This is a genomic window from Thermodesulfobacterium hydrogeniphilum, from assembly GCF_000746255.1.
In the GTDB taxonomy this organism is placed as follows: Bacteria; Desulfobacterota; Thermodesulfobacteria; order Thermodesulfobacteriales; family Thermodesulfobacteriaceae; genus Thermodesulfobacterium; species Thermodesulfobacterium hydrogeniphilum.
Genome location: NZ_JQKW01000006.1, coordinates 1 through 23003 on the forward strand (window position 1 = coordinate 1; position 23003 = coordinate 23003).

Annotated in this window: 36 protein-coding genes and 1 pseudogene; all 37 read left to right on the plus strand. The window is 32.8% G+C overall.

Translation table 11 applies throughout. The features are described 5' to 3' along the window. A partial coding sequence (locus tag CC87_RS00435; RefSeq protein ID WP_038054987.1) for an EF-Tu C-terminal domain-related protein occupies positions 1-447 on the plus strand: 447 nt, incomplete at its 5' end. Positions 448-471: 24 nt separating this feature from the next. Then, positions 472-780: a 30S ribosomal protein S10 gene (gene rpsJ, locus CC87_RS00440; protein WP_038055614.1), complete on the plus strand. Its 309-nt coding sequence runs from the start codon at positions 472-474 to the stop codon at positions 778-780. A 13-nt stretch (positions 781-793) separates the two neighbouring features. Next, a complete protein-coding gene (gene rplC / locus CC87_RS00445; RefSeq protein WP_038054990.1) occupies positions 794-1429 on the plus strand; it encodes a 50S ribosomal protein L3 in 636 nt (211 codons plus the stop codon). Positions 1430-1443: 14 nt separating this feature from the next. Further along, entirely contained in the window at positions 1444-2076 is a 633-nt protein-coding gene (rplD, locus tag CC87_RS00450; RefSeq protein ID WP_038054993.1) for a 50S ribosomal protein L4, read from the plus strand. A 3-nt stretch (positions 2077-2079) separates the two neighbouring features. Next, complete coding sequence (gene rplW / locus CC87_RS00455; RefSeq protein WP_038054996.1) at positions 2080-2370, plus strand: 50S ribosomal protein L23; 291 nt, start codon at positions 2080-2082, stop codon at positions 2368-2370. A gap of 13 nt (positions 2371-2383) precedes the next feature. Then, positions 2384-3208 (plus strand): 50S ribosomal protein L2, encoded by an 825-nt coding sequence (rplB, locus tag CC87_RS00460; protein WP_038054998.1) that lies wholly within the window; start codon positions 2384-2386, stop codon positions 3206-3208. A 20-nt stretch (positions 3209-3228) separates the two neighbouring features. Beyond that, positions 3229-3519, plus strand: a complete 291-nt coding sequence (gene rpsS / locus CC87_RS00465) for a 30S ribosomal protein S19 (protein WP_038055000.1) — start codon at positions 3229-3231, stop codon at positions 3517-3519. Between the two features lie 12 nt (positions 3520-3531). Then, a complete protein-coding gene (gene rplV / locus CC87_RS00470; RefSeq protein ID WP_038055004.1) occupies positions 3532-3885 on the plus strand; it encodes a 50S ribosomal protein L22 in 354 nt (117 codons plus the stop codon). Positions 3886-3888: 3 nt separating this feature from the next. Beyond that, the gene (rpsC, locus tag CC87_RS00475) at positions 3889-4551 is read left to right on the plus strand and encodes a 30S ribosomal protein S3 (protein WP_038055005.1); all 663 of its coding nucleotides are present in this window, start codon (positions 3889-3891) and stop codon (positions 4549-4551) included. Positions 4552-4577: 26 nt separating this feature from the next. Next, positions 4578-4991 carry a 50S ribosomal protein L16 gene (gene rplP, locus CC87_RS00480; protein WP_038055616.1) on the plus strand — a complete coding sequence of 138 codons (414 nt, stop codon included), beginning with the start codon at positions 4578-4580 and terminating at the stop codon, positions 4989-4991. Beyond that, positions 4991-5188: a 50S ribosomal protein L29 gene (gene rpmC, locus CC87_RS00485; RefSeq protein WP_038055009.1), complete on the plus strand. Its 198-nt coding sequence runs from the start codon at positions 4991-4993 to the stop codon at positions 5186-5188. Before rplP ends, rpmC begins: the two co-directional genes overlap by 1 nt. 16 nt (positions 5189-5204) lie before the next feature. Beyond that, entirely contained in the window at positions 5205-5489 is a 285-nt protein-coding gene (gene rpsQ, locus CC87_RS00490; protein ID WP_038055011.1) for a 30S ribosomal protein S17, read from the plus strand. Between the two features lie 2 nt (positions 5490-5491). Next, entirely contained in the window at positions 5492-5860 is a 369-nt protein-coding gene (gene rplN / locus CC87_RS00495; RefSeq protein ID WP_038055013.1) for a 50S ribosomal protein L14, read from the plus strand. 13 nt (positions 5861-5873) lie between these two features. Further along, positions 5874-6242, plus strand: a complete 369-nt coding sequence (gene rplX, locus CC87_RS00500; RefSeq protein ID WP_051920355.1) for a 50S ribosomal protein L24 — start codon at positions 5874-5876, stop codon at positions 6240-6242. A 3-nt stretch (positions 6243-6245) separates the two neighbouring features. After that, the gene (gene rplE, locus CC87_RS00505; RefSeq protein ID WP_038055014.1) at positions 6246-6785 is read left to right on the plus strand and encodes a 50S ribosomal protein L5; all 540 of its coding nucleotides are present in this window, start codon (positions 6246-6248) and stop codon (positions 6783-6785) included. 6 nt (positions 6786-6791) lie between these two features. Next, complete coding sequence (locus CC87_RS00510) at positions 6792-6977, plus strand: type Z 30S ribosomal protein S14 (protein WP_038055016.1); 186 nt, start codon at positions 6792-6794, stop codon at positions 6975-6977. 13 nt (positions 6978-6990) lie between these two features. Next, the gene (rpsH, locus tag CC87_RS00515; RefSeq protein WP_038055019.1) at positions 6991-7386 is read left to right on the plus strand and encodes a 30S ribosomal protein S8; all 396 of its coding nucleotides are present in this window, start codon (positions 6991-6993) and stop codon (positions 7384-7386) included. A 14-nt stretch (positions 7387-7400) separates the two neighbouring features. Then, positions 7401-7988, plus strand: a complete 588-nt coding sequence (gene rplF / locus CC87_RS00520) for a 50S ribosomal protein L6 (protein WP_038055020.1) — start codon at positions 7401-7403, stop codon at positions 7986-7988. 27 nt (positions 7989-8015) lie between these two features. Further along, positions 8016-8396 carry a 50S ribosomal protein L18 gene (gene rplR, locus CC87_RS00525; RefSeq protein WP_342666624.1) on the plus strand — a complete coding sequence of 127 codons (381 nt, stop codon included), beginning with the start codon at positions 8016-8018 and terminating at the stop codon, positions 8394-8396. A 14-nt stretch (positions 8397-8410) separates the two neighbouring features. Further along, positions 8411-8914, plus strand: coding sequence for a 30S ribosomal protein S5 (gene rpsE, locus CC87_RS00530; protein ID WP_038055022.1), 504 nt, complete (start codon positions 8411-8413; stop codon positions 8912-8914). Further along, positions 8911-9096: a 50S ribosomal protein L30 gene (gene rpmD / locus CC87_RS00535; RefSeq protein ID WP_038055023.1), complete on the plus strand. Its 186-nt coding sequence runs from the start codon at positions 8911-8913 to the stop codon at positions 9094-9096. Before rpsE ends, rpmD begins: the two co-directional genes overlap by 4 nt. Before the next feature lie 4 nt (positions 9097-9100). After that, a complete protein-coding gene (gene rplO / locus CC87_RS00540; RefSeq protein ID WP_084222164.1) occupies positions 9101-9550 on the plus strand; it encodes a 50S ribosomal protein L15 in 450 nt (149 codons plus the stop codon). A gap of 19 nt (positions 9551-9569) precedes the next feature. Next, the gene (secY, locus tag CC87_RS00545; RefSeq protein ID WP_038055026.1) at positions 9570-10880 is read left to right on the plus strand and encodes a preprotein translocase subunit SecY; all 1311 of its coding nucleotides are present in this window, start codon (positions 9570-9572) and stop codon (positions 10878-10880) included. Between the two features lie 12 nt (positions 10881-10892). Further along, entirely contained in the window at positions 10893-11540 is a 648-nt protein-coding gene (locus CC87_RS00550) for an adenylate kinase (protein WP_038055028.1), read from the plus strand. Continuing rightward, entirely contained in the window at positions 11541-12314 is a 774-nt protein-coding gene (map, locus tag CC87_RS00555; protein ID WP_038055032.1) for a type I methionyl aminopeptidase, read from the plus strand. A 3-nt stretch (positions 12315-12317) separates the two neighbouring features. Next, positions 12318-12563 (plus strand): translation initiation factor IF-1, encoded by a 246-nt coding sequence (infA, locus tag CC87_RS00560; protein ID WP_038055034.1) that lies wholly within the window; start codon positions 12318-12320, stop codon positions 12561-12563. A 5-nt stretch (positions 12564-12568) separates the two neighbouring features. Continuing rightward, positions 12569-12682 carry a 50S ribosomal protein L36 gene (gene rpmJ, locus CC87_RS00565; RefSeq protein WP_038055036.1) on the plus strand — a complete coding sequence of 38 codons (114 nt, stop codon included), beginning with the start codon at positions 12569-12571 and terminating at the stop codon, positions 12680-12682. Between the two features lie 11 nt (positions 12683-12693). Then, positions 12694-13065 carry a 30S ribosomal protein S13 gene (gene rpsM, locus CC87_RS00570; RefSeq protein ID WP_038055038.1) on the plus strand — a complete coding sequence of 124 codons (372 nt, stop codon included), beginning with the start codon at positions 12694-12696 and terminating at the stop codon, positions 13063-13065. Between the two features lie 15 nt (positions 13066-13080). Then, a complete protein-coding gene (rpsK, locus tag CC87_RS00575) occupies positions 13081-13470 on the plus strand; it encodes a 30S ribosomal protein S11 (protein WP_038055040.1) in 390 nt (129 codons plus the stop codon). A 28-nt stretch (positions 13471-13498) separates the two neighbouring features. Beyond that, a complete protein-coding gene (gene rpsD / locus CC87_RS00580; RefSeq protein ID WP_038055042.1) occupies positions 13499-14131 on the plus strand; it encodes a 30S ribosomal protein S4 in 633 nt (210 codons plus the stop codon). Positions 14132-14189: 58 nt separating this feature from the next. Beyond that, complete coding sequence (locus CC87_RS00585) at positions 14190-15155, plus strand: DNA-directed RNA polymerase subunit alpha (protein ID WP_038055044.1); 966 nt, start codon at positions 14190-14192, stop codon at positions 15153-15155. Between the two features lie 18 nt (positions 15156-15173). Further along, positions 15174-15521: pseudogene (rplQ, locus tag CC87_RS09235) on the plus strand (50S ribosomal protein L17); the annotation flags it as partial. A gap of 285 nt (positions 15522-15806) precedes the next feature. Then, positions 15807-17264: a tRNA nucleotidyltransferase/poly(A) polymerase-related protein gene (locus CC87_RS00595; protein WP_038055046.1), complete on the plus strand. Its 1458-nt coding sequence runs from the start codon at positions 15807-15809 to the stop codon at positions 17262-17264. A 56-nt stretch (positions 17265-17320) separates the two neighbouring features. Then, positions 17321-18685, plus strand: a complete 1365-nt coding sequence (tig, locus tag CC87_RS00600) for a trigger factor (RefSeq protein ID WP_038055048.1) — start codon at positions 17321-17323, stop codon at positions 18683-18685. Between the two features lie 2 nt (positions 18686-18687). Continuing rightward, a complete protein-coding gene (gene clpP, locus CC87_RS00605; protein ID WP_038055050.1) occupies positions 18688-19272 on the plus strand; it encodes an ATP-dependent Clp endopeptidase proteolytic subunit ClpP in 585 nt (194 codons plus the stop codon). Positions 19273-19284: 12 nt separating this feature from the next. After that, positions 19285-20538 (plus strand): ATP-dependent Clp protease ATP-binding subunit ClpX, encoded by a 1254-nt coding sequence (gene clpX / locus CC87_RS00610; protein ID WP_038055052.1) that lies wholly within the window; start codon positions 19285-19287, stop codon positions 20536-20538. An 8-nt stretch (positions 20539-20546) separates the two neighbouring features. Next, a complete protein-coding gene (lon, locus tag CC87_RS00615; protein WP_038055054.1) occupies positions 20547-22970 on the plus strand; it encodes an endopeptidase La in 2424 nt (807 codons plus the stop codon). The last annotated feature ends 33 nt before the right edge of the window (positions 22971-23003 follow it).

Sequence of the window (23003 nt, forward strand, 5' to 3'; positions counted from 1 at the left end):
GGTTTAAGGCCAACGATAAAGACAGTAGCAACGAGTATAGAGATGTTTAGGAAGATATTGGATGAGGCATTACCAGGTGACAATGTAGGGGTGTTATTAAGGGGAGTAGGGAAGGATGATGTAGAGAGGGGGCAGGTGCTTGCGAAGCCAGGGAGTATAAAGCCACATACGAAGTTTAAGGCAGAGGTATATGTATTGAAGAAGGAGGAGGGGGGTAGGCATACACCATTTTTTAATGGGTATAGGCCGCAGTTTTATTTTAGGACAACAGATGTAACAGGGGTGGTGAAGTTACCAGAGGGAGTAGAGATGGTGATGCCAGGGGATAATGTAGAGTTAGAGGTTGAGTTGATAAAGCCGGTGGCATTAGAGGAGGGATTGAGGTTTGCGATTAGAGAAGGTGGTAGAACAGTTGGAGCTGGTGTAGTTACAAAAATAATAGAATAAAGGGAGTGTGAGGTTTTGGAGATGATACCCGCACAGAAAATTAGAATAAAATTAAAAAGTTTTGATCACAGGATTTTGGATAAATCGGTAGCCAATATTGTGCATACTGCTAAAGAGACAGGAGCTAAGGTAGTAGGTCCTATACCTTTACCTACAAAAATTAGCAGATGGACAGTTTTAAGGTCTCCACATATTGATAAAAATTCAAGGGAACAATTTGAGATAAGGGTGCATAAAAGACTTATAGAGATATTAGAGCCTACCCAACAAACTATAGATGCATTGATGCAACTTGAATTGCCTGCTGGTGTAGAAGTTGAAATAAAGGTGTAGGGGAGTGATAAAAATGAAACTTGAAGGGTTAATAGGTAAAAAGTTAGGTATGACCCGTGTTTTTGATGAAGAGGGGAATGTTATTCCTGTAACAGTTTTGCAAGTAGGTCCTTGTGCAGTTGTGCAGGTGAAAACAGTAGATAAAGATGGGTATAATGCTGTGCAGTTAGGATTTGATCCTAAGAAATTAACAAAATGCACTTTTCCTATGATAGGGCATTTTTTGAAAGCAGGTCTTGATACAGGATTTTATATTTTAAGAGAGTTTAAAATTGAAGATCCCGCAGAATTTAAACCAGGGCAATATATAACTTTAACAGATTTACCCATAGAAAAAGGTATAAAAATAGATGTTACAGGAACTTCTAAAGGGAGAGGTTTTACTGGGTGTATTAAAAGATGGAATTTTTCAAGACAACCTATGAGTCATGGTGCAAAAAAGGTGCATCGTAAAAGAGGTTCAAGTGGTGCTAATACTTTTCCTGGAAGAGTTATTAAGGGTAAAAAAATGGCAGGGCATTATGGAAATGAAACTGTAACTATAAAAAATTTAACAGTAGTAGATATAATTCCTGAAAAGAATTTATTGTTAGTAAAGGGAGCTGTTCCTGGCTGGACTAATGGATATGTAATGGTTTATTTTAAATAAAGGGGAGTATAAAGATGGATGTTATAAAAGCAAAATTAGTTGATAGTACTGCTAATATAATAGGAGAAATAGATTTACCTATTGATATTTATGGAGTTTATCCTAAGGAAGGGATTTTACATGAGATAATAAGATGGCAGATGGCAAGATGGAGAGCTGGTACAGCTTGTACTAAGACAAGAGGTGAGGTTAGAGGAGGAGGGAGAAAACCTTGGCCTCAAAAGCACACTGGTAGAGCAAGGCAGGGGTCTATTAGAGCTCCTCAATGGGTAGGTGGTGGAGTTGTTCATGGCCCTAAACCAAGATGTTATGAATTCAAGCTTAATAAAAAAGTTAGAAGATTGGGATTAAAAATGGCTCTTTCTTCCCGTGCTTTGACTAATAAACTTTTTGTAGCAGAGGATTTTCCTGTTAAAGATCAACCTAAAACAAAAATCTTAAAAGGATTTTTAGATAATTTAGGTTTGAAAGAAGCTTTAATTATTGTTCCAGAGAGAAATTTAGTTTTGGAAAAAAGCGCCACCAATTTACCTAAGGTTAAAGTTTTAGCAGTTGAAGGTTTAAATGTTTATGATATTTTAAATCACGAAAATTTAATCTTGGCTAAGGATGCTTTAAGTAAAATAGAGGAACGTTTAAGGAGATAAAAGATGAGGGATCCAAAAACTATAATTTTAGCACCTATTATTACTGAAAAATCCATGTTGTTAAAAGAAAGAAATAATCAGGTTTCTTTTTGGGTAGATCCTTCAGCCAATAAAATAGAGATAAAAAAAGCTGTAGAAGCTTTATTTAATGTAAAGGTAAAAAAAGTTCAAACTATAAGGGTTAAAGGTAAGCCAAAAGGAGGATTTAGAAATCCTGGAAGAACTTCAATTAGAAAAAAGGCTATTGTAAGGTTAGCAGAAGGCCAAACTATAGAATTTTTTGAAACCATATAAGGGGTGAAAGAAGATGCCTATAAAGAAATGTAAACCCACCTCACCAGGTAGGAGATTTCAAAGCTATTTAGTTAATCCTGAACTTACTAAAAAAGAACCTGAAAAAAGTTTAGTAGAACCTTTAAAAAAGACAGGTGGAAGAAATAACTATGGAAGAATTACAGTAAGATTTAGAGGAGGTGGGCATAAAAGACTTTATCGTATTATTGATTTTAAGAGAGATAAAGATAATATACCTGCTAAAGTTATAGCTTTAGAATACGATCCTAATAGATCTGCTAATATTGCTTTACTTCAATATGCTGATGGAGAAAAGAGGTATATTTTAGCACCTCTTGGACTTAAGGTTGGCGATGTGGTAATGTCTGGTGAGAATGTAGAAATAAAGGTAGGCAATGCTTCACCTTTAAAAAATATTCCTGTAGGTACTATAGTTCATAATGTAGAACTAAAACCAAAAAAAGGTGGACAATTAGCTAGAGCTGCAGGAACTTTTGCCCAGATACTTGGTAAAGAAGATAAATATGTTATATTAAGACTTCCTTCAGGAGAGATTAGAAAGGTTCATGAAAATTGTAAGGCAACTATTGGACAGGTTGGTAATTTAGAATGGGAAAATGTTATGCTTGGTAAAGCTGGAAGAAGCAGATGGCTTGGAAGAAGACCTCATGTGCGTGGTGTTGCTATGAATCCTGTAGATCATCCTCTTGGTGGTGGAGAAGGAAAATCTCATGGAGGAAGACATCCCTGTTCTCCTTGGGGTTGGTTGTGTAAAGGATTAAAGACCCGTAAAAAGAAACCTTCAGATAAGTTTATTATTAGAAGAAGGAAGGGCTAATTGAGAGGGAGGTGTATTAGATGCCAAGGTCCAAAAAGAAAGGTCCTTTTGTAGATGAGCATTTGTTGAAAAAGGTTTTAAAAGCAAGAGAAACAGGAGATAAAAAGCCTATAAAAACATGGAGTAGGCGTTCTACTATAATACCTGAGATGGTTGGTTTAACTTTTGCAGTGCATAATGGGCATAAATTTATTCCTGTTTATGTTACTGAAAATATGGTGGGGCATAAATTAGGGGAGTTTGCTCCTACCAGAACTTATAAAGGACATCCTGCTGATAAAGGAAAAGTAAAGGGAGTAAAGAAGAAATAAAGGAGATAGAATATGAAAGCCCGAGCTACAGCAAAATATGTACTAATTTCTCCTTACAAAGCAAGGTTGGTTATAGATTTAATAAGGGGTAAAAAAGTTGATGAAGCTTTAAATATTTTGCAATTTACTCCTAAGAAGGCTGCCAGAATAATAAAAAAGGTTTTAGAAAGTGCAATTGCAAATGCTGAGAATAATTATGGGATGGATGTAGACAAACTTTATGTTTCTGAGGCTTATGTAAATGAAGGTCCTCGTTTAAAAAGAATTTGGCCCAGAGGATGGGGAAGAGCCAGCAGAATTCTTAGAAGGATGAGTCATATTACTGTAGTGGTAGAAGAAAAAGAAGAAAAAAGAAAAGGGAGGTAAGCCTTGGGTCAGAAGGTTAATCCAATAGGTTTGAGAATTGGTATTACAAGGACTTGGGATTCTCGTTGGGTGGCTAAATCTTCAGAATTTCCTAAATATGTGCATGAGGATTATTTAATTAGAAAATATTTAAAAGATAATTATTATCATGCAGGAATTGCACGTATAGAAATAGAAAGAGCAGCTAATAAAATTAGAATAATAATACATTCTGCTCGTCCTGGAATAGTTATAGGAAAAAAAGGAGCAGAAATTGAGAAAATAAAAAAAGAATTAAAAAATACCTTAAAAGATTATGAAATAGAGGTTTTGGTAAATGAAGTTAGAAGACCGGAGCTTGAAGCACAGTTAGTAGCTGAAAATATTGCTACACAGATAGAAAGAAGAGTATCTTTTAGACGTGCTATGAAGAGAGCAGTAGCTTTAGTTATGAGATTTGGAGCCCAGGGTGTAAAAGTTCAATGTTCTGGTAGATTAGGGGGAGCAGAGATTGCAAGAAGTGAATGGTATAGAGTTGGTAGAGTTCCTCTTTCTACTTTAAGAGCGGATATTGATTACGGTTTTGCTACTGCTATTACTAAATATGGAAGTATTGGGGTTAAGGTTTGGATTTTTAAAGGAGAGGTTTTACCTGAAAGAGAAGGACAAGAAAAAGTAGTTATATAAAAAATAAACAGAGGTGAGCAAAAATGTTGCTTCAACCAAGAAAGACAAAATATAGAAAGCAGCAGAAAGGTAGAGTTAGAGGAAAAGCTACTAGTGGTTATACTTTAGAATTTGGTGAATATGGTTTAAAGGTTTTAGAAGGTGGATGGTTAACTGCTCAACAAATTGAAGCAGGACGTGTAGCTATTGTAAGAACTGCTAAAAAAGGAGCTAAGATCTGGATTAGAGTTTTTCCTGACAAACCTATTACTAAAAAACCTGCAGAGACACGTATGGGAAAGGGAAAAGGTTCTGTGGAAGGCTGGGTAGCTGTAGTTAAACCTGGTAAAATAATTTATGAAATTTCTGGAGTTCCTGAAGAGGTTGCAAGAGAGGCTTTAAGGTTAGCTGCAAGCAAGATGCCCTTTAAATGTAAAATTGTTACCAGGGAGGAATTTTAATGAAAGCCCGTGAGCTTAGGGAATTATCAATCCCTGAATTAAAAGAAAAACTTTCCCAATTAAGAGAGGAATTATTTAATTTAAGATTTCAGAAGAGTATCCACAGATTAGAAAATCCTATGAGAATTAGACAGGTTAAAAGAGATATAGCCAGAGTTTTAACTATACTTAGAGAAAAAGAACTTAATATAAGATAATAGGTGGGAGAAAAAAATGGGAAGGAGAAAACAGTTTATAGGAACTGTAGTAAGTGATAAAATGAATAAAACAGTGGTTGTGATGGTAGAGACTTTGGTTAAACATCCTTTATATGGAAAATATATTAAAAGAAGAAAAAAATATATGGCTCATGATGAAAATAATGAGTGTAAAATAGGAGATAAAGTTTTAATTGAAGAGACCAGACCTCTTTCCCGCAGAAAAAGATGGAGAGTGAGAGAGATATTAGAGAGAGCCAAAAGATTGGAATTGGAAGAGCCTTCTGAAGGGGGTGAGTAAGCATGATTCAGCAACAGACTTATTTAAATGTAGCTGATAATTCAGGCGCTAAGAAAATAATGTGTATAAGAGTTTTAGGTGGTTCTGGAAGAAAGTATGGAACAGTGGGAGATATAATAGTTGCTTCTGTAAAAGAAGCTTTACCAAATTCTAAGGTCCAGGCAGGGGATGTGGTAAAGGCAGTTATTGTTAGGACCAAAAAAGAAATATCAAGACCAGATGGTACACATATCAGATTTGATGAGAATGCTGCAGTGCTTATAAATCAATATAAAGAGCCTGTTGGAACTCGTATATTTGGACCTGTAGCAAGAGAGCTTAGGGCTAAGGGTTTTATGAAAATTATATCCTTAGCTCCTGAAGTTTTATAAAAAGGGGTAAGTTATGATAAAGCGTGGAATTAATAAAAAACTTCCTAAACCTCATGAAGCAAAGGTGCATATTAGGAAAAATGATATGGTGGTAGTAATTGCAGGTAAGGATAAAGGTAAGATTGGTAAAGTATTAAAAGTTTTTCCAAGAAAAGGAAGAGCTATTGTAGAGGGAGTGAATATAGTTAAGAGGCATATGAAACCTACTCCTTATAGTAGCGGAGGTATTATAGAAAAGCCAGCACCTATTCATGTTTCTAATTTAATGATTTATTGTCCTAAATGTAAAAGAGGGGTTAGGATAGGGAAAAAAATTCTTGAGAATGGTACAAAAGTTAGAGTTTGTAAAAAATGTGGAGAAATAATTGAGGCAGAGGAGTAAAAAATGAGTTGGTTAAGAGATTATTATAAAAATGAGGTGATTCCTAAATTGAAAGAGAGATTTGGTTATAAAAATATTCATGAGATACCAAAATTAGAAAAAATATGTGTAAATATGGGATTAGGAGAAGCGGTTTCTAATCCTAAAATAATTGATCAGGCTTTAATAGAGCTTGCTCAAATTACAGGACAAAAACCCAAGATTTGCAAAGCAAGAAAATCTATTGCTGGATTTAAATTAAGAAAAGGAATGCCTATAGGTGTAATGGTAACTTTAAGAAAGAATAGAATGTATGATTTTTTGGCCAGACTTATACATGTAGCTTTACCAAGAGTAAAAGATTTTAAAGGTCTTTCTAAATCTGGATTTGATGGTAGAGGTAATTATACTCTTGGTATTACAGATCATACTATTTTCCCTGAGGTAGATTCAAGTAAAGTGGAAAGAATTAAAGGGATGAGTATTACTATTGTAACTACAGCAGAAACAGATGAAGAAGCTTACGAACTTCTTAAAGAATTAGGAATGCCATTTAGGAGGTAATTTTATATGCCAAGAAAAGCCCAAATAGAGAAAGCAAAAAGAGAACCTAAATTTGAAGTAAGAAAAAGAAATCGTTGTTCTATTTGTGGAAGGGCAAGAGGATATATAAGGAGATTTGGTCTTTGTAGAATGTGTTTTAGAAAATTAGCTTCAGAGGGAAAAATCCCTGGAGTAAGGAAAGCTAGTTGGTAAGGGGGATGGAAATATGATGACCGATCCAATTGCAGATATGTTAATTAGAATAAAAAATGCTTTAATGGCAAGACATAAAACTGTAGTAATTCCCGCTTCTAAGATAAAATTAGAAATTGCCAGAATTCTTAAAGAAGAAGGATATATAGAAGATTTTAAATATATAAATGAAAAACCTCAAGGTAAGATCGAAATAGTATTGAAATATGATGAAAACAAACGACCTGTTATTGCTGGAGTAAAAAGAGTTAGTAAACCCGGAAGAAGGATTTATATGGGGTATAAAGATTTACCAAAGGTTTTAGATGGTTTGGGAATTGCTATTGTTTCTACTTCTCAGGGAATTATGACAGATCATGAGGCAAGGCGCCGCAAAGTAGGCGGTGAAATACTTTGTGAAATTTGGTAAAGGGGTGATTTGATATGGGAGAAGTTTCACGTATAGGTAGAAAACCCATTAAAATACCAACTGGGGTTAAGGTTGAAATTAAAGATGATGGTATAGTTGTAGTAGAAGGACCGAAAGGAAAATTAGAGAAGAAATTACCACCCTTGGTTAAGGTTAATATTGATGGTGATACTGTTATTGTTTTACAAGAAGATGTAAGAAAAAAATTAAGGAATAAAGCTAAAGCTTTTCAGGGGTTAGCAAGATCTTTGATTAACAATATGGTTATTGGTGTAACTCAAGGTTTTAAAAAATCCTTAGATATCGTAGGATTAGGGTATAAAGCAGAGGTTAAAGGAAATGAGATAGTTTTTAGTTTAGGATATTCCCATCCTATCAATTTTAAATTACCTGAAGGAATTACTGCTAAGACTGAAAAAGGAAGTGGAGAGGTTCAGGTAAGGGTTATAGTAGAAGGTATAGATAAAGAATTAGTAGGACAGGTTGCTGCGAATATTAAAAGACTTAGACCTCCAGAGCCTTATAAAGGTAAGGGTATTAGATATACTGGTGAAATTATTCTTAGAAAAGCAGGAAAAGCTGGAAAAGGTGCTAAAAAGTAATTTAAGGGAGTGAAGTATATGGCTAAACTGAGCAAAAGAGAAAAAAAAGTAGAAGCAAGGCTTAGGAGAAAAAAGAGAGTTAGAAAAAAGATTTTTGGAACTCCAGAAAGACCAAGATTAAGTGTTTATAAGAGTTGTAAACATATTTATGCTCAAATTATAGATGATACTATAGGGCATACCTTAGTAGCAGCTTCTTCTCTTTCACCCGAAATTAGAGAAAAGGTGGAAGAGCTTAAGAAAAAAGGTGGAAAAACTGAAGTTGCCAAAGCAGTGGGGGAACTTTTAGCTAAGAAAGCTTTGGAAAAAGGTATTACAAAGGTTTGTTTTGACAGGGGTGGTTTTAAATACCATGGTAGGATTAAAGCTCTTGCTGATGCTGCAAGAGCTGTGGGATTACAATTTTAAAGGAGGTAGGGGCTTTGGCTAAGGTAGGAGAAGAATTTATTGAAAAAATCATACAGATAAATAGGGTTACTAAGGTTACTAAAGGTGGCAAAAGATTAAGATTTTCTGCATTAGTAATAGTAGGAGATGGAAAGGGTAAAGTTGGTTTTGGATTGGGTAAGGCTCCTGAAGTTCCTGATGCTATAAGAAAGGCTATAGAAAAAGCAAAAAAAAGCATGATAGAAGTTCCTATTTCTAAGGATACTATACCTCATACTATTATGACAAAGTTTGGAGCCACAAAAATATTATTAAAACCTGCTAAACCAGGAACAGGAGTTATTGCTGGAGGTACTGTTCGTGCTATTATGGATGCTGCGGGAATTAAAGATATTGTTACTAAATGTATAGGGAGTAGTAATCCTCATAATTTAGTAAAGGCTACTTTTAAGGCTTTATCTCAATTACAGAGTGTTGAATATGTAGCCAGAAAAAGAGGAAAGAGTATAGAAGAAATTATGAGGGAGATGAGAGTATGAAAAAGTTGAAAATAACTTTAATAAGAAGTAGATATGGAAGAAAGCCTAAACAAAGGGAATGTTTAAAAGGTTTAGGTCTTAAAAAAATTGGACAAAGTGTAATCAGAGATGATAATCCTATGATAAGAGGTATGATAAGAAAAGTAAGTCATTTAGTAAAGGTGGAGGAAATCCATGAATAAGGTAATAACCTTAGATGAATTAAAGCCGTTTTATGGTTCTAAGCATAAAAAGAAAAGAGTAGGTAGAGGACATGGTTCTGGGCATGGAAAAACTTCATGCAGAGGACATAAGGGGCAAAAAGCACGTAAATCTCCAGATATTTCTCCTTGGTTTGAGGGAGGTCAAACTCCTATAATTAGAAGACTACCCAAAAGAGGTTTTAAGAATATTTTTAAAATTGAATATACTGTGATTAACATAAAAGATTTGGCTGAAAGATTCAAGGAAAATGAGATAGTGGATTATGAAAGTTTACAGATGAAAGGATTGATAAAAGGTAAAAATAAGCTTATAAAAATTTTAGGAGATGGTGAGATAAATATTCCTTTAATTGTAAAGGTACATGCTATTTCTCGTAGTGCTAAAGAAAAAATTGAAAAAGCAGGTGGTAAAGTGGAATTAGTAAAGGTTTAATTTTTGGAGTTTTTATAGAGTGAATGGAAGAGACAACCTTTTAAATTTTGCTAATATTCCTGAATTAAAACGTAGATTATTATATTTATTTATCGGATTGGCTATTTATCGGTTTGGTGTTCATATTCCAACGCCTGGTATAAATGGAGAGGCTTTTCTTAGTTTATTTAAACAGGCAAGTGGAACATTATTTGGATTTTTAGATATTTTTTCAGGTGGGGCTTTGAGAAGATTTTCTATTTGTGCCTTAGGTGTGATGCCTTATATAAGTGCCTCTATCATCCTTGAATTAATGACAGTAGTATATCCTTCCATTAAAGAACTTTATAAAGAGGGACCAGAGGGTAAAAGAAAATTAGCTTATTATACACGTTATCTAACCATAGCTATTTGTCTTATTCAGGGATTTGGCATATCCTTAGGGTTAGAGAGGATGACAGCTCCTAATGGAGCTCCTATTGTAATTGAACCTGGATGGCTTTTTAGAATTACTACCACTTTAAGTCTTACAGCTGGAAGTATGTTTTTAGTTTGGTTAGGAGAACAGATGACAGAGCATAGTATTGGAAATGGTATTTCTATGATAATTTTTGCGGGAATTGTAGCAGGGATTTTTCCAGCTATAGCAAGAACTTTAAAATTTGTTCAGACAGGTGAATTTTCTTTATTTTTTCTTTTAATTGTTTTGCTTTTAATTTTTGGTATTTTGGTTTTTACCTGTTTTATGGAACTTGCTCAGAGAAGGATACCTATTCATTATGCTCGTAGGCAGGTAGGGCGTCAAATAATAGGAGGGCAGACAAGTTATTTGCCCTTAAAAGTAAATACGGCTGGTGTTATTCCACCTATTTTTGCTTTAGCAATTTTAATGTTTCCTACTACTTTGGCTAATTTTGTTCCTGTAGAAATATTTAAGCAGATAAATAGTTTTTTGAGACCAGGAAGTATTCTTTATGAAGCTATTTTTGCTGGTCTTATTATCTTTTTCTGTTATTTTTATACAGCAATTATTTTTAATCCAAAGGAAGTGGCTGATAATTTAAAAAAATGGGGTGGTTTTATTCCTGGGATAAGACCTGGTAAGGCTACAGAAGAGTTTTTAGATAGAGTGTTAACAAGGATTACTCTTATTGGAGCTTTATATGTTGCATTTATTTGTGTTCTTCCCAGTTTTTTAATTGCTAAGTTGAATTTACCTTTTTATTTTGGAGGAACTTCGCTTTTAATTGTAGTTGGAGTTGCTTTAGATATAATGGGACAGATAGAGGCGCATTTAATAACGCGCCAATATGAAAGTTTTGTTAAGCAAAGTAAACTTAAAATTAAATAAGGGGGTGGGGAAATGAATATAGTATTTTTAGGACCACCAGGAGCCGGTAAAGGAACACAAGCCAAAATTTTAGTAGAAAAGTATGGTATTCCCCAGATCTCTACAGGGGATATGTTAAGAGAACATGTTTCTAAGGGAACAGAATTAGGATTAAAGGCTAAGGAGTATATGGAAAAAGGACAGCTTGTTCCTGATGAGATTATTTTGAGTATGGTAAAAGAGAGACTTAGTCAGCCAGATGCTCAGAAGGGGTTTATTTTAGATGGATTTCCCAGAACTGTAGCTCAGGCAGAAGCTTTGGATAAGATGTTAGAAGAAATGGGTAAAAAGATAGAATTTGCTCTTGCTTTAGTTGTTCCTGATGAAGAATTGGTTATTAGACTTACTGGTAGAAGGACTTGTAAAAATTGTGGAATGATGTATCATATAAAATTTAAACCCCCTAAGGTAGAAGGAAAGTGTGATGCTTGTGGAGGAGAGCTTTATCAAAGACCTGATGATAATGAAGAAACTGTTAGAAATAGATTAAAGGTATATCATGAATCAACAGCACCTCTTATCGAATATTATAAGAAAAAAGGTGTTTTATATGAAATTGATGGAAGTAAAAGTATAGAAGAAATTACCCAACAAATAATAAATATTTTGGAAAAGAAGTAATTGTATAGCAGATTTTATAAACCAAAACCAAGATTAAAAACTCAGAAAGAGATAGAGTTACTAAGAAAGGCTAATGCTATAGTTATGGAGATCCTCCTCTATTTAAAAGAGGAGGTTAAACCTGGTAGAAATACATACGAATTTGAAGAAATGGCTATTAAGCTTTGTGAAAAAAAGGGTGTTAAACCTGCTTTTAAAGGGTATAGGGGTTATCCCTATGCCCTTTGTGTTTCTGTAAATGAAGAAATTGTGCATGGTATGCCAAGAAAAGACAAGGTTTTAAAAGAAGGAGATATAGTAAGTTTTGATTTTGGTGTTATTTATGAAGGTTATTTTGGAGATGCAGCTTTAACTGTAGGGGTGGGGAAAATTTCTGAAGAGGCTGAGAAGTTATTAAAAGTCACGGAAGAGGCTTTATATAAAGGTATTGAAAAAGCGCATTTTGGTAATAAAATAGGAGATATTTCTTATGCTATTCAGGCTTATGTAGAGAAATATGGATTTAATGTGATAAGAGATTTTGTAGGACATGGAATAGGAAGAGATTTACATGAACCTCCAGAGGTTCCAAATTATGGTAAACCAGGAAGAGGACCAAAGATAGAAATAGGTATGACTATTGCGATTGAACCTATGGTTTCAGCTGGAACGTATGAAATAGAAATTTTAGAAGATGGATGGACAGCGGTTACTAAGGATAGGAGTTTAGCTGCTCATTTTGAACATACTATAGCTATCACACCCAAAGGACCAAAAATTTTATCAAGGATATAGGTTATGGCTAAGGAAGATGTTATTCTTTTAGAGGGTAAGGTTGTAGAGGCATTACCCAATGCTATGTTTAGAGTTGAACTTGAAACAGGGAATAAAATATTAGCACATATTTCAGGTAAAATGAGGATGCATTATATAAGGATATTGCCAGGAGATAGTGTTGTGGTAGAATTATCGCCTTATGATTTAACAAGAGGGCGTATAGTATATAGAGGTACCATGAAGGATTATAATAGAAGGGGAGGTTAAATATTATGAAAGTAAGTCCTTCTGTTAAAAAAAGATGTAGAAAATGCAAGATAATAAGAAGAAAAGGAGTGGTTAGAGTTATTTGTGAAAATCCTAAACATAAACAAAGGCAGGGTTAGGAGGATAGATTATGCCAAAAATTGCAGGAGTTGATATTCCTGAGAATAAACCTGTAGAAATAGCTTTGACTTATATTTTTGGGGTAGGAAGAACTTTAGCTCAAAAAGCCTGTACTAAGGCAGGGATAGACTGGTTTAAAAAGGTAAAAGATTTAACTGAGGAAGAAATAAATAAGTTGAGACAAATTGTAGAAAAAGAATATAAGGTGGAAGGAGATCTTAGAAAAGAAATTAGACAAAATATTCAAAGGCTTATGTCTATAGGATGTTATAGAGGTTTAAGGCATAGGATGGGACTTCCTGTAAGAGGACAAAGAACCAGATCTAACGCCAGAACCAGAAAAGGACCGAGACCTGGTTCATTGAGAAGAAAGAAGAAATAAGAGGAGGGATATAACGTGGCAAGACCAAGAACCAGAAAGAAAAAAAAGATTAAAAAGACAGTAACAGAAGGAATTATCCATATACATTCTACATTTAATAATACTATAGTTACTATTACTGATAGGCAGGGGAATACAATAGCTTGGGCAAGTGGAGGAACCGAAGGTTTTAAAGGAACAAGAAAAGGAACTCCCTTTGCAGCTCAGTTAGCCATGCAATCAGCTTTAAAAAAAGCTCAAGCTTATGGATTAAAAGAGGCTTGGGTATATGTAAAAGGCCCAGGACCAGGAAGAGAAGCAGCTTTACGTGCTTTACAAGGTTCAGGTATAAAAATTACTTTAATTAAAGATGTAACCCCAATTCCTCATGATGGATGTCGTCCTCCTAAAAGAAGAAGAGTTTAAAATAAATTAGAAAAGGAGGTTAAAGAGCGTGGCCAGATATACAGGACCGAGATGTAGACTTTGTAGAAGAGAAGGAATGAAATTGTTTTTAAAAGGAGAAAGATGTTATACAGATAAATGTCCTTTTGAAAGAAGAAGTTATCCTCCAGGACAGCATGGACCGCAACAGATAAGGGTTAAACTTTCAGACTATGGAGTGCGTTTAAGAGAAAAACAGAAAGTTAAAAGAATTTATGGAATTTCTGAGAAACAGATGAGAATGTATTATGAAAAAGCTACAAAAATGCCTGGACAGGCAGGTCATAATCTTTTACAGCTTTTAGAAAGAAGACTTGATAATGTAGTTTATAGATTAGGATTTGCAGTATCAAGAGCTCAGGCAAGACAATATATTACTCATGGTTTCTTTAAAGTGAATGGAAGAAATGTAGATATTCCTTCATATTTAGTAAAACCTGGAGATGTTATTGAATTAAAAGAGAAATATAGAAATAATCCTCAAATTATTGAAAGTTTGGAAACTGTTATAAGAAGAGGAATTCCTTCTTGGTTAGAGTTGGATAGTGATAATTTCAAAGGTGTAGTTAAAAGCTTACCTACAAGAGATGATATTACTATGCCTATTCAGGAAAGCTATATTATTGAGTTTTACGCAAGATAAACGTTGTTATATATAAAGAAAATATTTAAAATATTTTAAAACAGAGGGAAAAGAACCGATGAAAAAAGAGGTAGAATTAATTAAACCAGAAGAAATAAAGGTTCATAAAGATAGTCAGTTTCCTTATTATGGAAAATTTATTATTGAACCTTTGGAAAGAGGTTATGGAATAACTATAGGAAATGCTTTAAGGAGAGTTCTTTTGTCTTCTATTCCTGGTTATGCTATTACTGAAGTAAAAATAGAAGGAGCTCCTCATGAATTTAGCAGTTTACCTGGTGTGATAGAAGATGTTCCTGAAATTATTTTAAATCTAAAAGGAGTTAGGTTTAAACTTAATGAAGAAGGACCTGTATATTTAAAATTAGAAAAAATTGGAGAAGGAGAAGTAAAAGCAGGAGATATACAAATAGAAGATAAAGGAGAAATAGTAAATCCTGATCATCATATAGCAACTTTGACTAAGGATGGAAAATTGGTAATGGAAATAAAAGTAGAGAAGGGTAGAGGATATGCTCCTGCAGAATATTCTAAAAATAATGAAATAGGAGTAATTTTGGTAGATGGATTATTTTCACCTATTACCAAGGTTAATTTTAATGTTACTCAAGCTCGTGTAGGAAAAAGTAGTGATTATGATAGTCTTATTTTAGAAATTTATACTGATGGAACTATAGATCCAAAAACAGCTTTAATTAAAGCAACTAAAATATTAATAGAACAATTAATGGTATTTTTGGGAGAAGAAAAAATAGCTTTACAAGCTCAACCAGCTGAATCCGTATCAATAAATAATATTTTAAATTTACCTATAGAAGAGCTTGACCTTTCTGGAAGAGCTTACAATTGTTTAAAAGGGGCTGGCATTAATTATGTAGGACAACTGGTTCAAAAAACAGAACCTGAGCTTCTAAAATTAAGAAGTTTTGGTAAAAAATCCTTAGATGAGATTATAGAAAAATTAAGTAAATTTAATTTAAAACTTGGTATGACAGATATTAAATGGAAACCTCCAAAAGATTAAGCTAAGGGAGAGGAAAAGATGAGACATAGAAAGGTTAGTAGAAGGTTAGGAAGAGATACAGAACATCATTGGGCTATTCTTAGAAATCAGGTTACTGATTTATTGAAATATGGTAGAATAACTACTACCTTAGCTAAAGCTAAGGAACTAAGAAGAGTAGCTGATAGAATGATAACCTTGGCTAAAAGAGGTGATCTTGCTTCCAGAAGAAAAGCATTGGCTTTTATTAGAGATAAAGCTATAGTTAAAAAGCTTTTTACTGAATTAAGAGAAAAATATATGGATAGACCTGGAGGATATACCAGAATTATTAAAATTGGTCCAAGAAGAGGCGATGCCTCTATGATGGTTATCATAGAATTAGTAGAAGAAAAATTATCTACTAAACCTTCTAAATTAAAAAGAGAAAGATTAAAGAAAATTCATGATTTTATTGAAAGAAAGAAAAAGGAATATGGATTGATAAAAGAAAGTAAAGGTGTAGAAGCTAAAACTTCAAAAGTTGAAGTTTCTAATCAAGCTACTGAAACCCAGAAAGAAGAACCTCAAACAGAAACAAAGGAGGAAACTTCTCAGGAGAATCCTTCTTAAAAATAAGTCTTTTGGTCTTTTTTAGCCCCTTTGCTGGGGCTTTTTATAATTGTTTTGTAAATGGGAAGTTTAATTTTTGATAAACATTTTATAGAAAGATTTTTTAATCTTCTAAAGTTTCCTCCTAAGGAAAAAAAACTTTTTATTTCCTTTTTAAGAAAATTTAAAAATAGAAAAGATTTTTATATAGTAGGAGGAGCTGTTAGAGCTATTTTTACTTTAGAAAAAATATATGATGTAGATCTTACTTTAAAAGATGATGTGGAATCCTTAGTTTTTTTTGTCAAAGAATATCTTAAATATCATTTTGTTCCATTAGCTCCAGAATTAGGCATTTATCGTTTAGCTAAAGGAAAATGTAGTATTGATTTCACAGCTTTTAGAGGAGAAACCATAGGAGAGGATTTAAAGGAAAGAGATTTTACTTTTAATGCTATGGCTATTCCTGTAGAATTTTTATTTGAAGACCATCTTATTATTATAGATCCCTTTTCAGGCTATGAGGATTTACAAAAAGGGCTAATTAAAATAATTGATGGAAAAAATATTATAGAAGATCCTTTAAGGATTTTAAGAGGATATAGATTCTTTGCCTTTAGATTAGGAAATTTAGAAGAAAAAACAAGAATTTTATTTAAAAAGTATAAAAAAAGGATAAATTTTTGTGCTAAAGAGAGAATTTTACAAGAATTGATTTATATTTTAACTTCATCTAAAACTTATGAAACATTTAAATTGATGGATGAAGACGATGTTTTAGAGGAGATTTTCCCTTATATAAAAGATTGTAAGGGAGTTCCTCAGCCTTCCTTTCATCATTTAGATGTTTGGGGACATCTTTTAGAGTCTCTTAAATGGGCTGAAGAAATTTTAAAAGATCCAAAAAAGTATTTAGATTTAGAAATTTTTCCTGAAAAAATAGATGAGGATTTTATAATTTCTGTTAAATTAGCAAGTTTTTTTCATGATCTTGGTAAAGCTCATACTTTTGAACTTAGGGATAGAATCACTTTTTATGGTCATGAAAAAATTTCAGCTGAACTTTTTAAAAAAATGGCTGAAAATTTAAAATTTAAAAAAGATCTTATTAATAGAATATATATTTTAATAAAAAATCATATGAGACCTTTCCATTTGTTAAATGAAAAGGAAAAAGGAAGACTTACTATAAGAGCTAAAAGAAATCTTATTAGAGATGTTCCCTATTTAATAGAACTTTTCATTATATCTATGGCTGATTCTTTGGCAAGTCAAGGTCCTGATAAGGAGCCTGACTATGAAGAAAGACTAAAAAATTTTTTTAAAGAACTTTTTAAATTTAAAGAGGAATTGCAAAAAGAGAGTACCAAAGAAAAGCTTATTACAGGTAAAGATTTAATAGCTCTTGGTTTAAAACCTGGTCCAATTTTTAGAAAAATTTTACAAGAGGTGGAGTTATTAGTTTTAGAGGGTAAAATAAAAAAGAAAGAGGAGGTTTTAGAATTTGTAAAAAATAAATATATTAATAATAACTTGTAAAAATCAAAAATTAAGTTAAGGTAAAATTAAAATCTTTATGAAAGGAGTAGAAGGATATGAGAGTAGAAATTCAAGATCGCAGTGATGTTGAGAAAATTTTAAAAATTGAAGTTCCAAGTGAAAGAGTAAATCAGATTATAGGAGAGGTTACCAATGAATTAAAAAGAAAGGCTAAAGTTAAAGGATTTAGAGAGGGTAGAGTTCCGGCATATTTAGTAAAAAAGCTTTTCAAAGAAGAGATTCAAGAAAAAAGTGTTGAAAGATTAATTGAAAGAACTTTAGTTGAGGCTATAAAAGAGAAAAATTTAGAACCTCTTTTAAGACCTAAAATAGAAGAAATGGGAGAATTAAAAGAGGGAGAAGATTTTACTTACTCTGTATTAGTTGAAGTTCGACCCAATATAGAATTAAAAAAAGAAGATTACATAGGAATTGAAGTAGAAAGAGAACCTGATGAGATAAGTGAAGAAGAAGTAGATAATATTTTAAATGAATTTAGATACTCTTTTTCAGAACTTAAAAAAGCTGAAGAAGGAGAGGAAATCAAAGAAAGGTATATAGCAGTTATTAAATTTGAGGCTTATGACGGAGATCAGCTTATTCCTGGGCATCAGGCAGATGCTTTATATATTGATGTAGGCACAGGAGAATTTAATGAAAAAGTAGAAAAGGAATTAATTGGCAAAAAAGTAGGGGATAAATTTACAGTAGTAGTAGATTATCCAAAAGAAGGGCTTAATCCACTTTTAGCGGGTAAGTCTGTAAGATATGAGATAGAAGTAAAAGAAATTTATAAAAGAGATTTAAAAGAACTTAGTGATGAATTTGTTAAAAGCTTAAATATGGGATTTGAAACTGTAGAAGCGCTTAGAGAAAGTATTAAAAATAGATTACTAAATGAAAAGAAAAGAAAGAATGAAAATGCTTTTAGAGAAAAACTTCTTTCTAAAATTTTAGAAAAAGTTGATATAAATGTGCCTCAACGCTATATAGAATTAAAGCTTTACCAGTTAATAGAACAGGTTAAAGAAAGTTTAGAAAGAGATGGATTTAGTTTTGATAGTTTAAATATTTCTATGGAGAAATTAAGAGAAAGGCTTTATCCTATAGCTGAAAAACAGGCTAAGGAAGAAATACTTTTGGAAAAAATTGCAGAGATGGAAAATATAGAAATACCTCAAGAAGAAATTGATAAAACTGTAGAGGGTATTTCTAAAAGTTTAAAAGTTTCTAAGGAACAGGCTATAAATATAGTTTATTTTAATATCTTACCTAAGAAATTAGCAGAAAAAACCATGCAATTTTTGGTAGAAAATGCTAAACCTATTGTGAAAGGAAAAAAAGAAAATGAGGAGGTTCAGGAAATTCAGGAGAAATCCAAGGAAGAAAATGAAGAAAGGGAGGTAAAGAAGGAGAGTTAAATATGGGACATTATATTCCTATAGTAATTGAACAGACTGGGAGAAGTGAAAGGGCTTATGATATATATTCTCGTTTATTAAAAGAAAGAATTATATTTTTAGGCACAGATATTGATGAGCATGTAGCTAATTTAGTTATAGCTCAGTTATTATTTTTGGAAGCAGAGGACCCTGATAAAGATATAATGCTTTATATTAATTCTCCAGGTGGACTTGTTACAGCGGGTTTAGCTATATATGATACTATGCAGTATATAAAACCTGATGTATGCACTATTTGTGTAGGGCAAGCAGCCAGTATGGCAGCTATTCTTTTGGCAGCAGGTGCTCCTGGAAAAAGATATGCGCTTGCTCATTCCAGAATAATGATACATCAGCCTATAGGAGCTTTTCAAGGACAGGCTACAGAAGTAGAGATTCAGGCTAAAGAGATATTGCGTTTAAGAGAAATTTTGAATAATATTTTATCAAAGCATACAGGACAGCCTAAGGATAAGATTGCTAAAGATACAGAAAGAGATTTTTATATGTCAGCAGAAGAAGCTCTTAATTATGGAGTTATAGATAAAATTTTAATAAAAAGATAAGGTGGTGATAGTATGAAAAATAGAAATGATGAGCCAAGGTGCTCCTTTTGTGGAAGAAGTCAGAGCGAGGTTAAAAGACTTATAGCAGGTGTTTCAGCTTATATTTGTAATGAATGTGTGGAATTATGTAATGAGATTTTGGAGGAAGAATATGAAAGAGTTAATCTTTCAGAAAAAGGAGAGTTACCTAAACCCTCTGAAATTAAGGCTTATTTAGATCAATATGTAATTGGACAAGAAAGAGCTAAAAAAATTCTTTCTGTAGCTGTTTATAACCATTATAAAAGAATAGAATATGAGAAATATAAAAAAGGCAAGTTAAAAGATGTAGAAATTCAAAAAACTAATATTTTACTTATAGGACCTACTGGGTGTGGTAAAACTTTACTTGCTCAGACTTTAGCTAAATTTTTAAGAGTTCCTTTTACTATAGCTGATGCGACACCTCTTACAGAAGCTGGATATGTAGGAGAGGATGTAGAAAATATTTTACTTTACTTATTACAAGCTGCTAATTATGATTTAGAACTTGCTCAAAAGGGAATAGTTTATATAGATGAAATTGATAAAATTGCTAAAAAAAGTGAAGGTCCATCTATTACAAGAGATGTTTCTGGAGAAGGTGTTCAGCAAGCACTTTTAAAAATTTTAGAGGGAACCATTGCTAATATACCTCCTAAAGGAGGAAGAAAACATCCACAACAAGAATATATCAAAATGGATACTACTAACATTTTATTTATTTGTGGAGGAGCTTTTGTAGGTTTGGAAGATATTATCAAAAGAAGACTTGGTAAGGGGTCTATTGGATTTGGAGCTGAGATAAAAAATGTAAAAGATTTAACCTTAGGTGAAGTTTTATCAAAGGTTCAGCCTGAAGATTTAATTAAATTTGGCTTTATCCCTGAATTTGTAGGAAGAATCCCAGTAGTTGCGACCTTAGATGAATTAACAGTAGATGATTTAGTAAAGATTTTGGTAGAGCCTAAGAATTCTATTGTAAAACAATATCAAAAACTTTTTGAAATAGAAGGAGTAGAACTTAAATTTACAGAGGGGGCTTTAAGACTTGTGGCAGAAGAAGCTGTAAAGAGAAAAACAGGAGCCCGTGGTTTAAGAGCTATTATTGAAGAAATAATGGTAGATGTTATGTATGAGCTTCCCTCCTTAAGAGATGTGAGAGAATGTGTGATTACTGAAGAGGTGGTCTTGAAAAAAGAAAGACCGATCTTAATTTTTAATAGAAAAAAAGTAAAGGAGGGGTAGATTTAGTTATGCAAAATAATGAATTAAAAGTTTTACCTTTGTTACCACTTAGAGAAATTGTAATTTTTCCTAATACTGCTGTGCCTCTGTTCATTGGTAGAACAAAAAGTATTTTGGCTATTGAAAAGGCTTACAGCAGTGATAGAACTATATTTTTATCAGCTCAAAAAGATGCTAAATTAGATAATCCATCTGAAGATGATATATATAAAGTAGGAACTATTTGTAAAATTTTACAACTTTTAAAACTCCCTGATGGAACTTTAAAAATTTTAGTAGAGGGATTAAACAGAGGCAGGATTGTTAGATTTGTTCCTAATCTGGATTATTTTTTGGTTGAAATAGAACCAAAAACAGAAATTATAGAAACAGATATTGAAACTATAGCTTTATTAAAACTCTGTAAAGAATCCTTGGAGGAGTATTCTCATTATAATAAAAAGATTAATCTTGAAGCAGTGAACAATCTTTTAGAAATAGAGGATCCTGCTGAATTTTCAGATAGATTAGCAGCTATTTTAAATTTTAAATTAGAACAAAAGCAAAGATTACTTGAAACTATTAGTGTAAGGAAACGTTTAGAAACACTTCTTAACTTTTTGAGAGGTGAGATAGAGATCATCAAGACAGAGGCTCGGATAAGAGAAAGAGTTAAAAAGCAGATGGAAAAAACTCAGAGAGATTATTATCTTCATGAGCAGATGAAGGCTATTCAAAAAGAACTTGGTGAGAGGGAAGATGGGAGAAGTGATTTAGCAGAGTTGGAAAAGAGAATTAAGAAAAAGAAGATGCCTAAGGAAGTAGCTGCTATTGTTAGAAAAGAGTTTAAAAAGCTTTCTATGATGTCTCCAATGTCTGCTGAGGCTACAGTAGTAAGAAATTATATAGAATGGCTTATCAGTCTTCCCTGGTATGAAAAAACTAAAGATAATATAGATTTAGAAAAAGTAGAGTATTTATTAAATAAAAATCATTATGGTTTAGAGAAACCCAAACAGAGAATTATAGAACATCTTGCTGTCCAAAAACTTACTAAAACTATTAAAGGACCTATTCTTTGTTTTGTAGGTCCTCCTGGAGTGGGAAAAACTTCCTTAGCTAAATCTATAGCTGAGGCTATAGGAAGGAGATTTGTAAGGGTTTCCTTAGGTGGTGTAAGAGATGAAGCAGAAATAAGAGGACATAGAAGAACCTATGTAGGAGCTTTACCAGGCAAGATTATTCAGGGAATGAAAAAGGCTGGAACTATAAATCCAGTTTTTTGTCTTGATGAAGTAGATAAAATAGGTATGGATTTCAGGGGAGATCCTGCAGCTGCACTTTTAGAAGTTCTTGATCCTGAACAGAATTATTCTTTCCAGGATCATTATTTAGAAGTTTCTTATGATTTATCTAAGGTATTATTTATTACTACAGCTAATGCTTTGCATACTATACCTGCACCATTACTTGATAGAATGGAGATTATTGAACTTCCAGGGTATACTGAAGAAGAAAAATTAGAGATTGCAAAGAATTATTTATTACCAAGACAATTAGAAGTCCATGGTTTAAAACCAGAAATGGTTCCAATAAGTGATAAAACTATTCTTGAGATTATTAGAAAATATACCAGAGAAGCTGGAGTTAGGAATTTAGAAAGAGAACTTGCAACGATTTGTAGAAAGATTGCTAAAGATGTAGCTAAGGATCCAGAGGCTTTTAAGCCTTTTAAGATTACGGTATCTAAATTAGAGAAAATTTTAGGGGTACCAAAATACAGATATGGAATTGCAGAAGAACAGCCACAAATTGGAATCTCTACAGGTCTTGCATGGACGGAAACAGGTGGAGCTTTATTACAGATAGAAGCAGTTATTATGCCTGGTAAAGGTAATTTACAGATTACTGGTAAGCTTGGAGAGGTTATGCAAGAATCTGTCCAGGCTGCTATGAGTTATGTAAGGTCAAGAGCCTTACAACTGGGATTACCTTTAGATTTTTATAAAAAGATAGATATTCATGTCCATGTGCCAGAGGGAGCTATACCAAAAGATGGGCCAAGTGCTGGTATTACTATTGCAACTGCTATAGTATCTGCATTGCTTAAAGTACCTGTTAAGAATACAGTTGCTATGACAGGAGAAATAACTCTTAGAGGAAGAGTTCTTCCAATAGGTGGATTAAAAGAAAAATTATTAGCTGCAATTAGAGGTGGAATTAAAACTGTAATAATACCTAAGGAAAATGAAAAAGAACTTAAAGAAATCAACCCTAAGATTTTAAAGAATTTAGAAATTGTTTTAGTAGAAAATATGGATGAGGTATTAAAAATAGCCTTAATGCTTGAAGATCCTTCTACTCTCTTTAAAGAGGCTCCATCTTTAGATGTCTGGGAGCTTGTAGAATTGCAGGAAAAATTAAAAGAAAAATCTTTAACATTAGAACATTAATTTAAAAAGGGAGGTTTGTCAACTTCCCTTTTT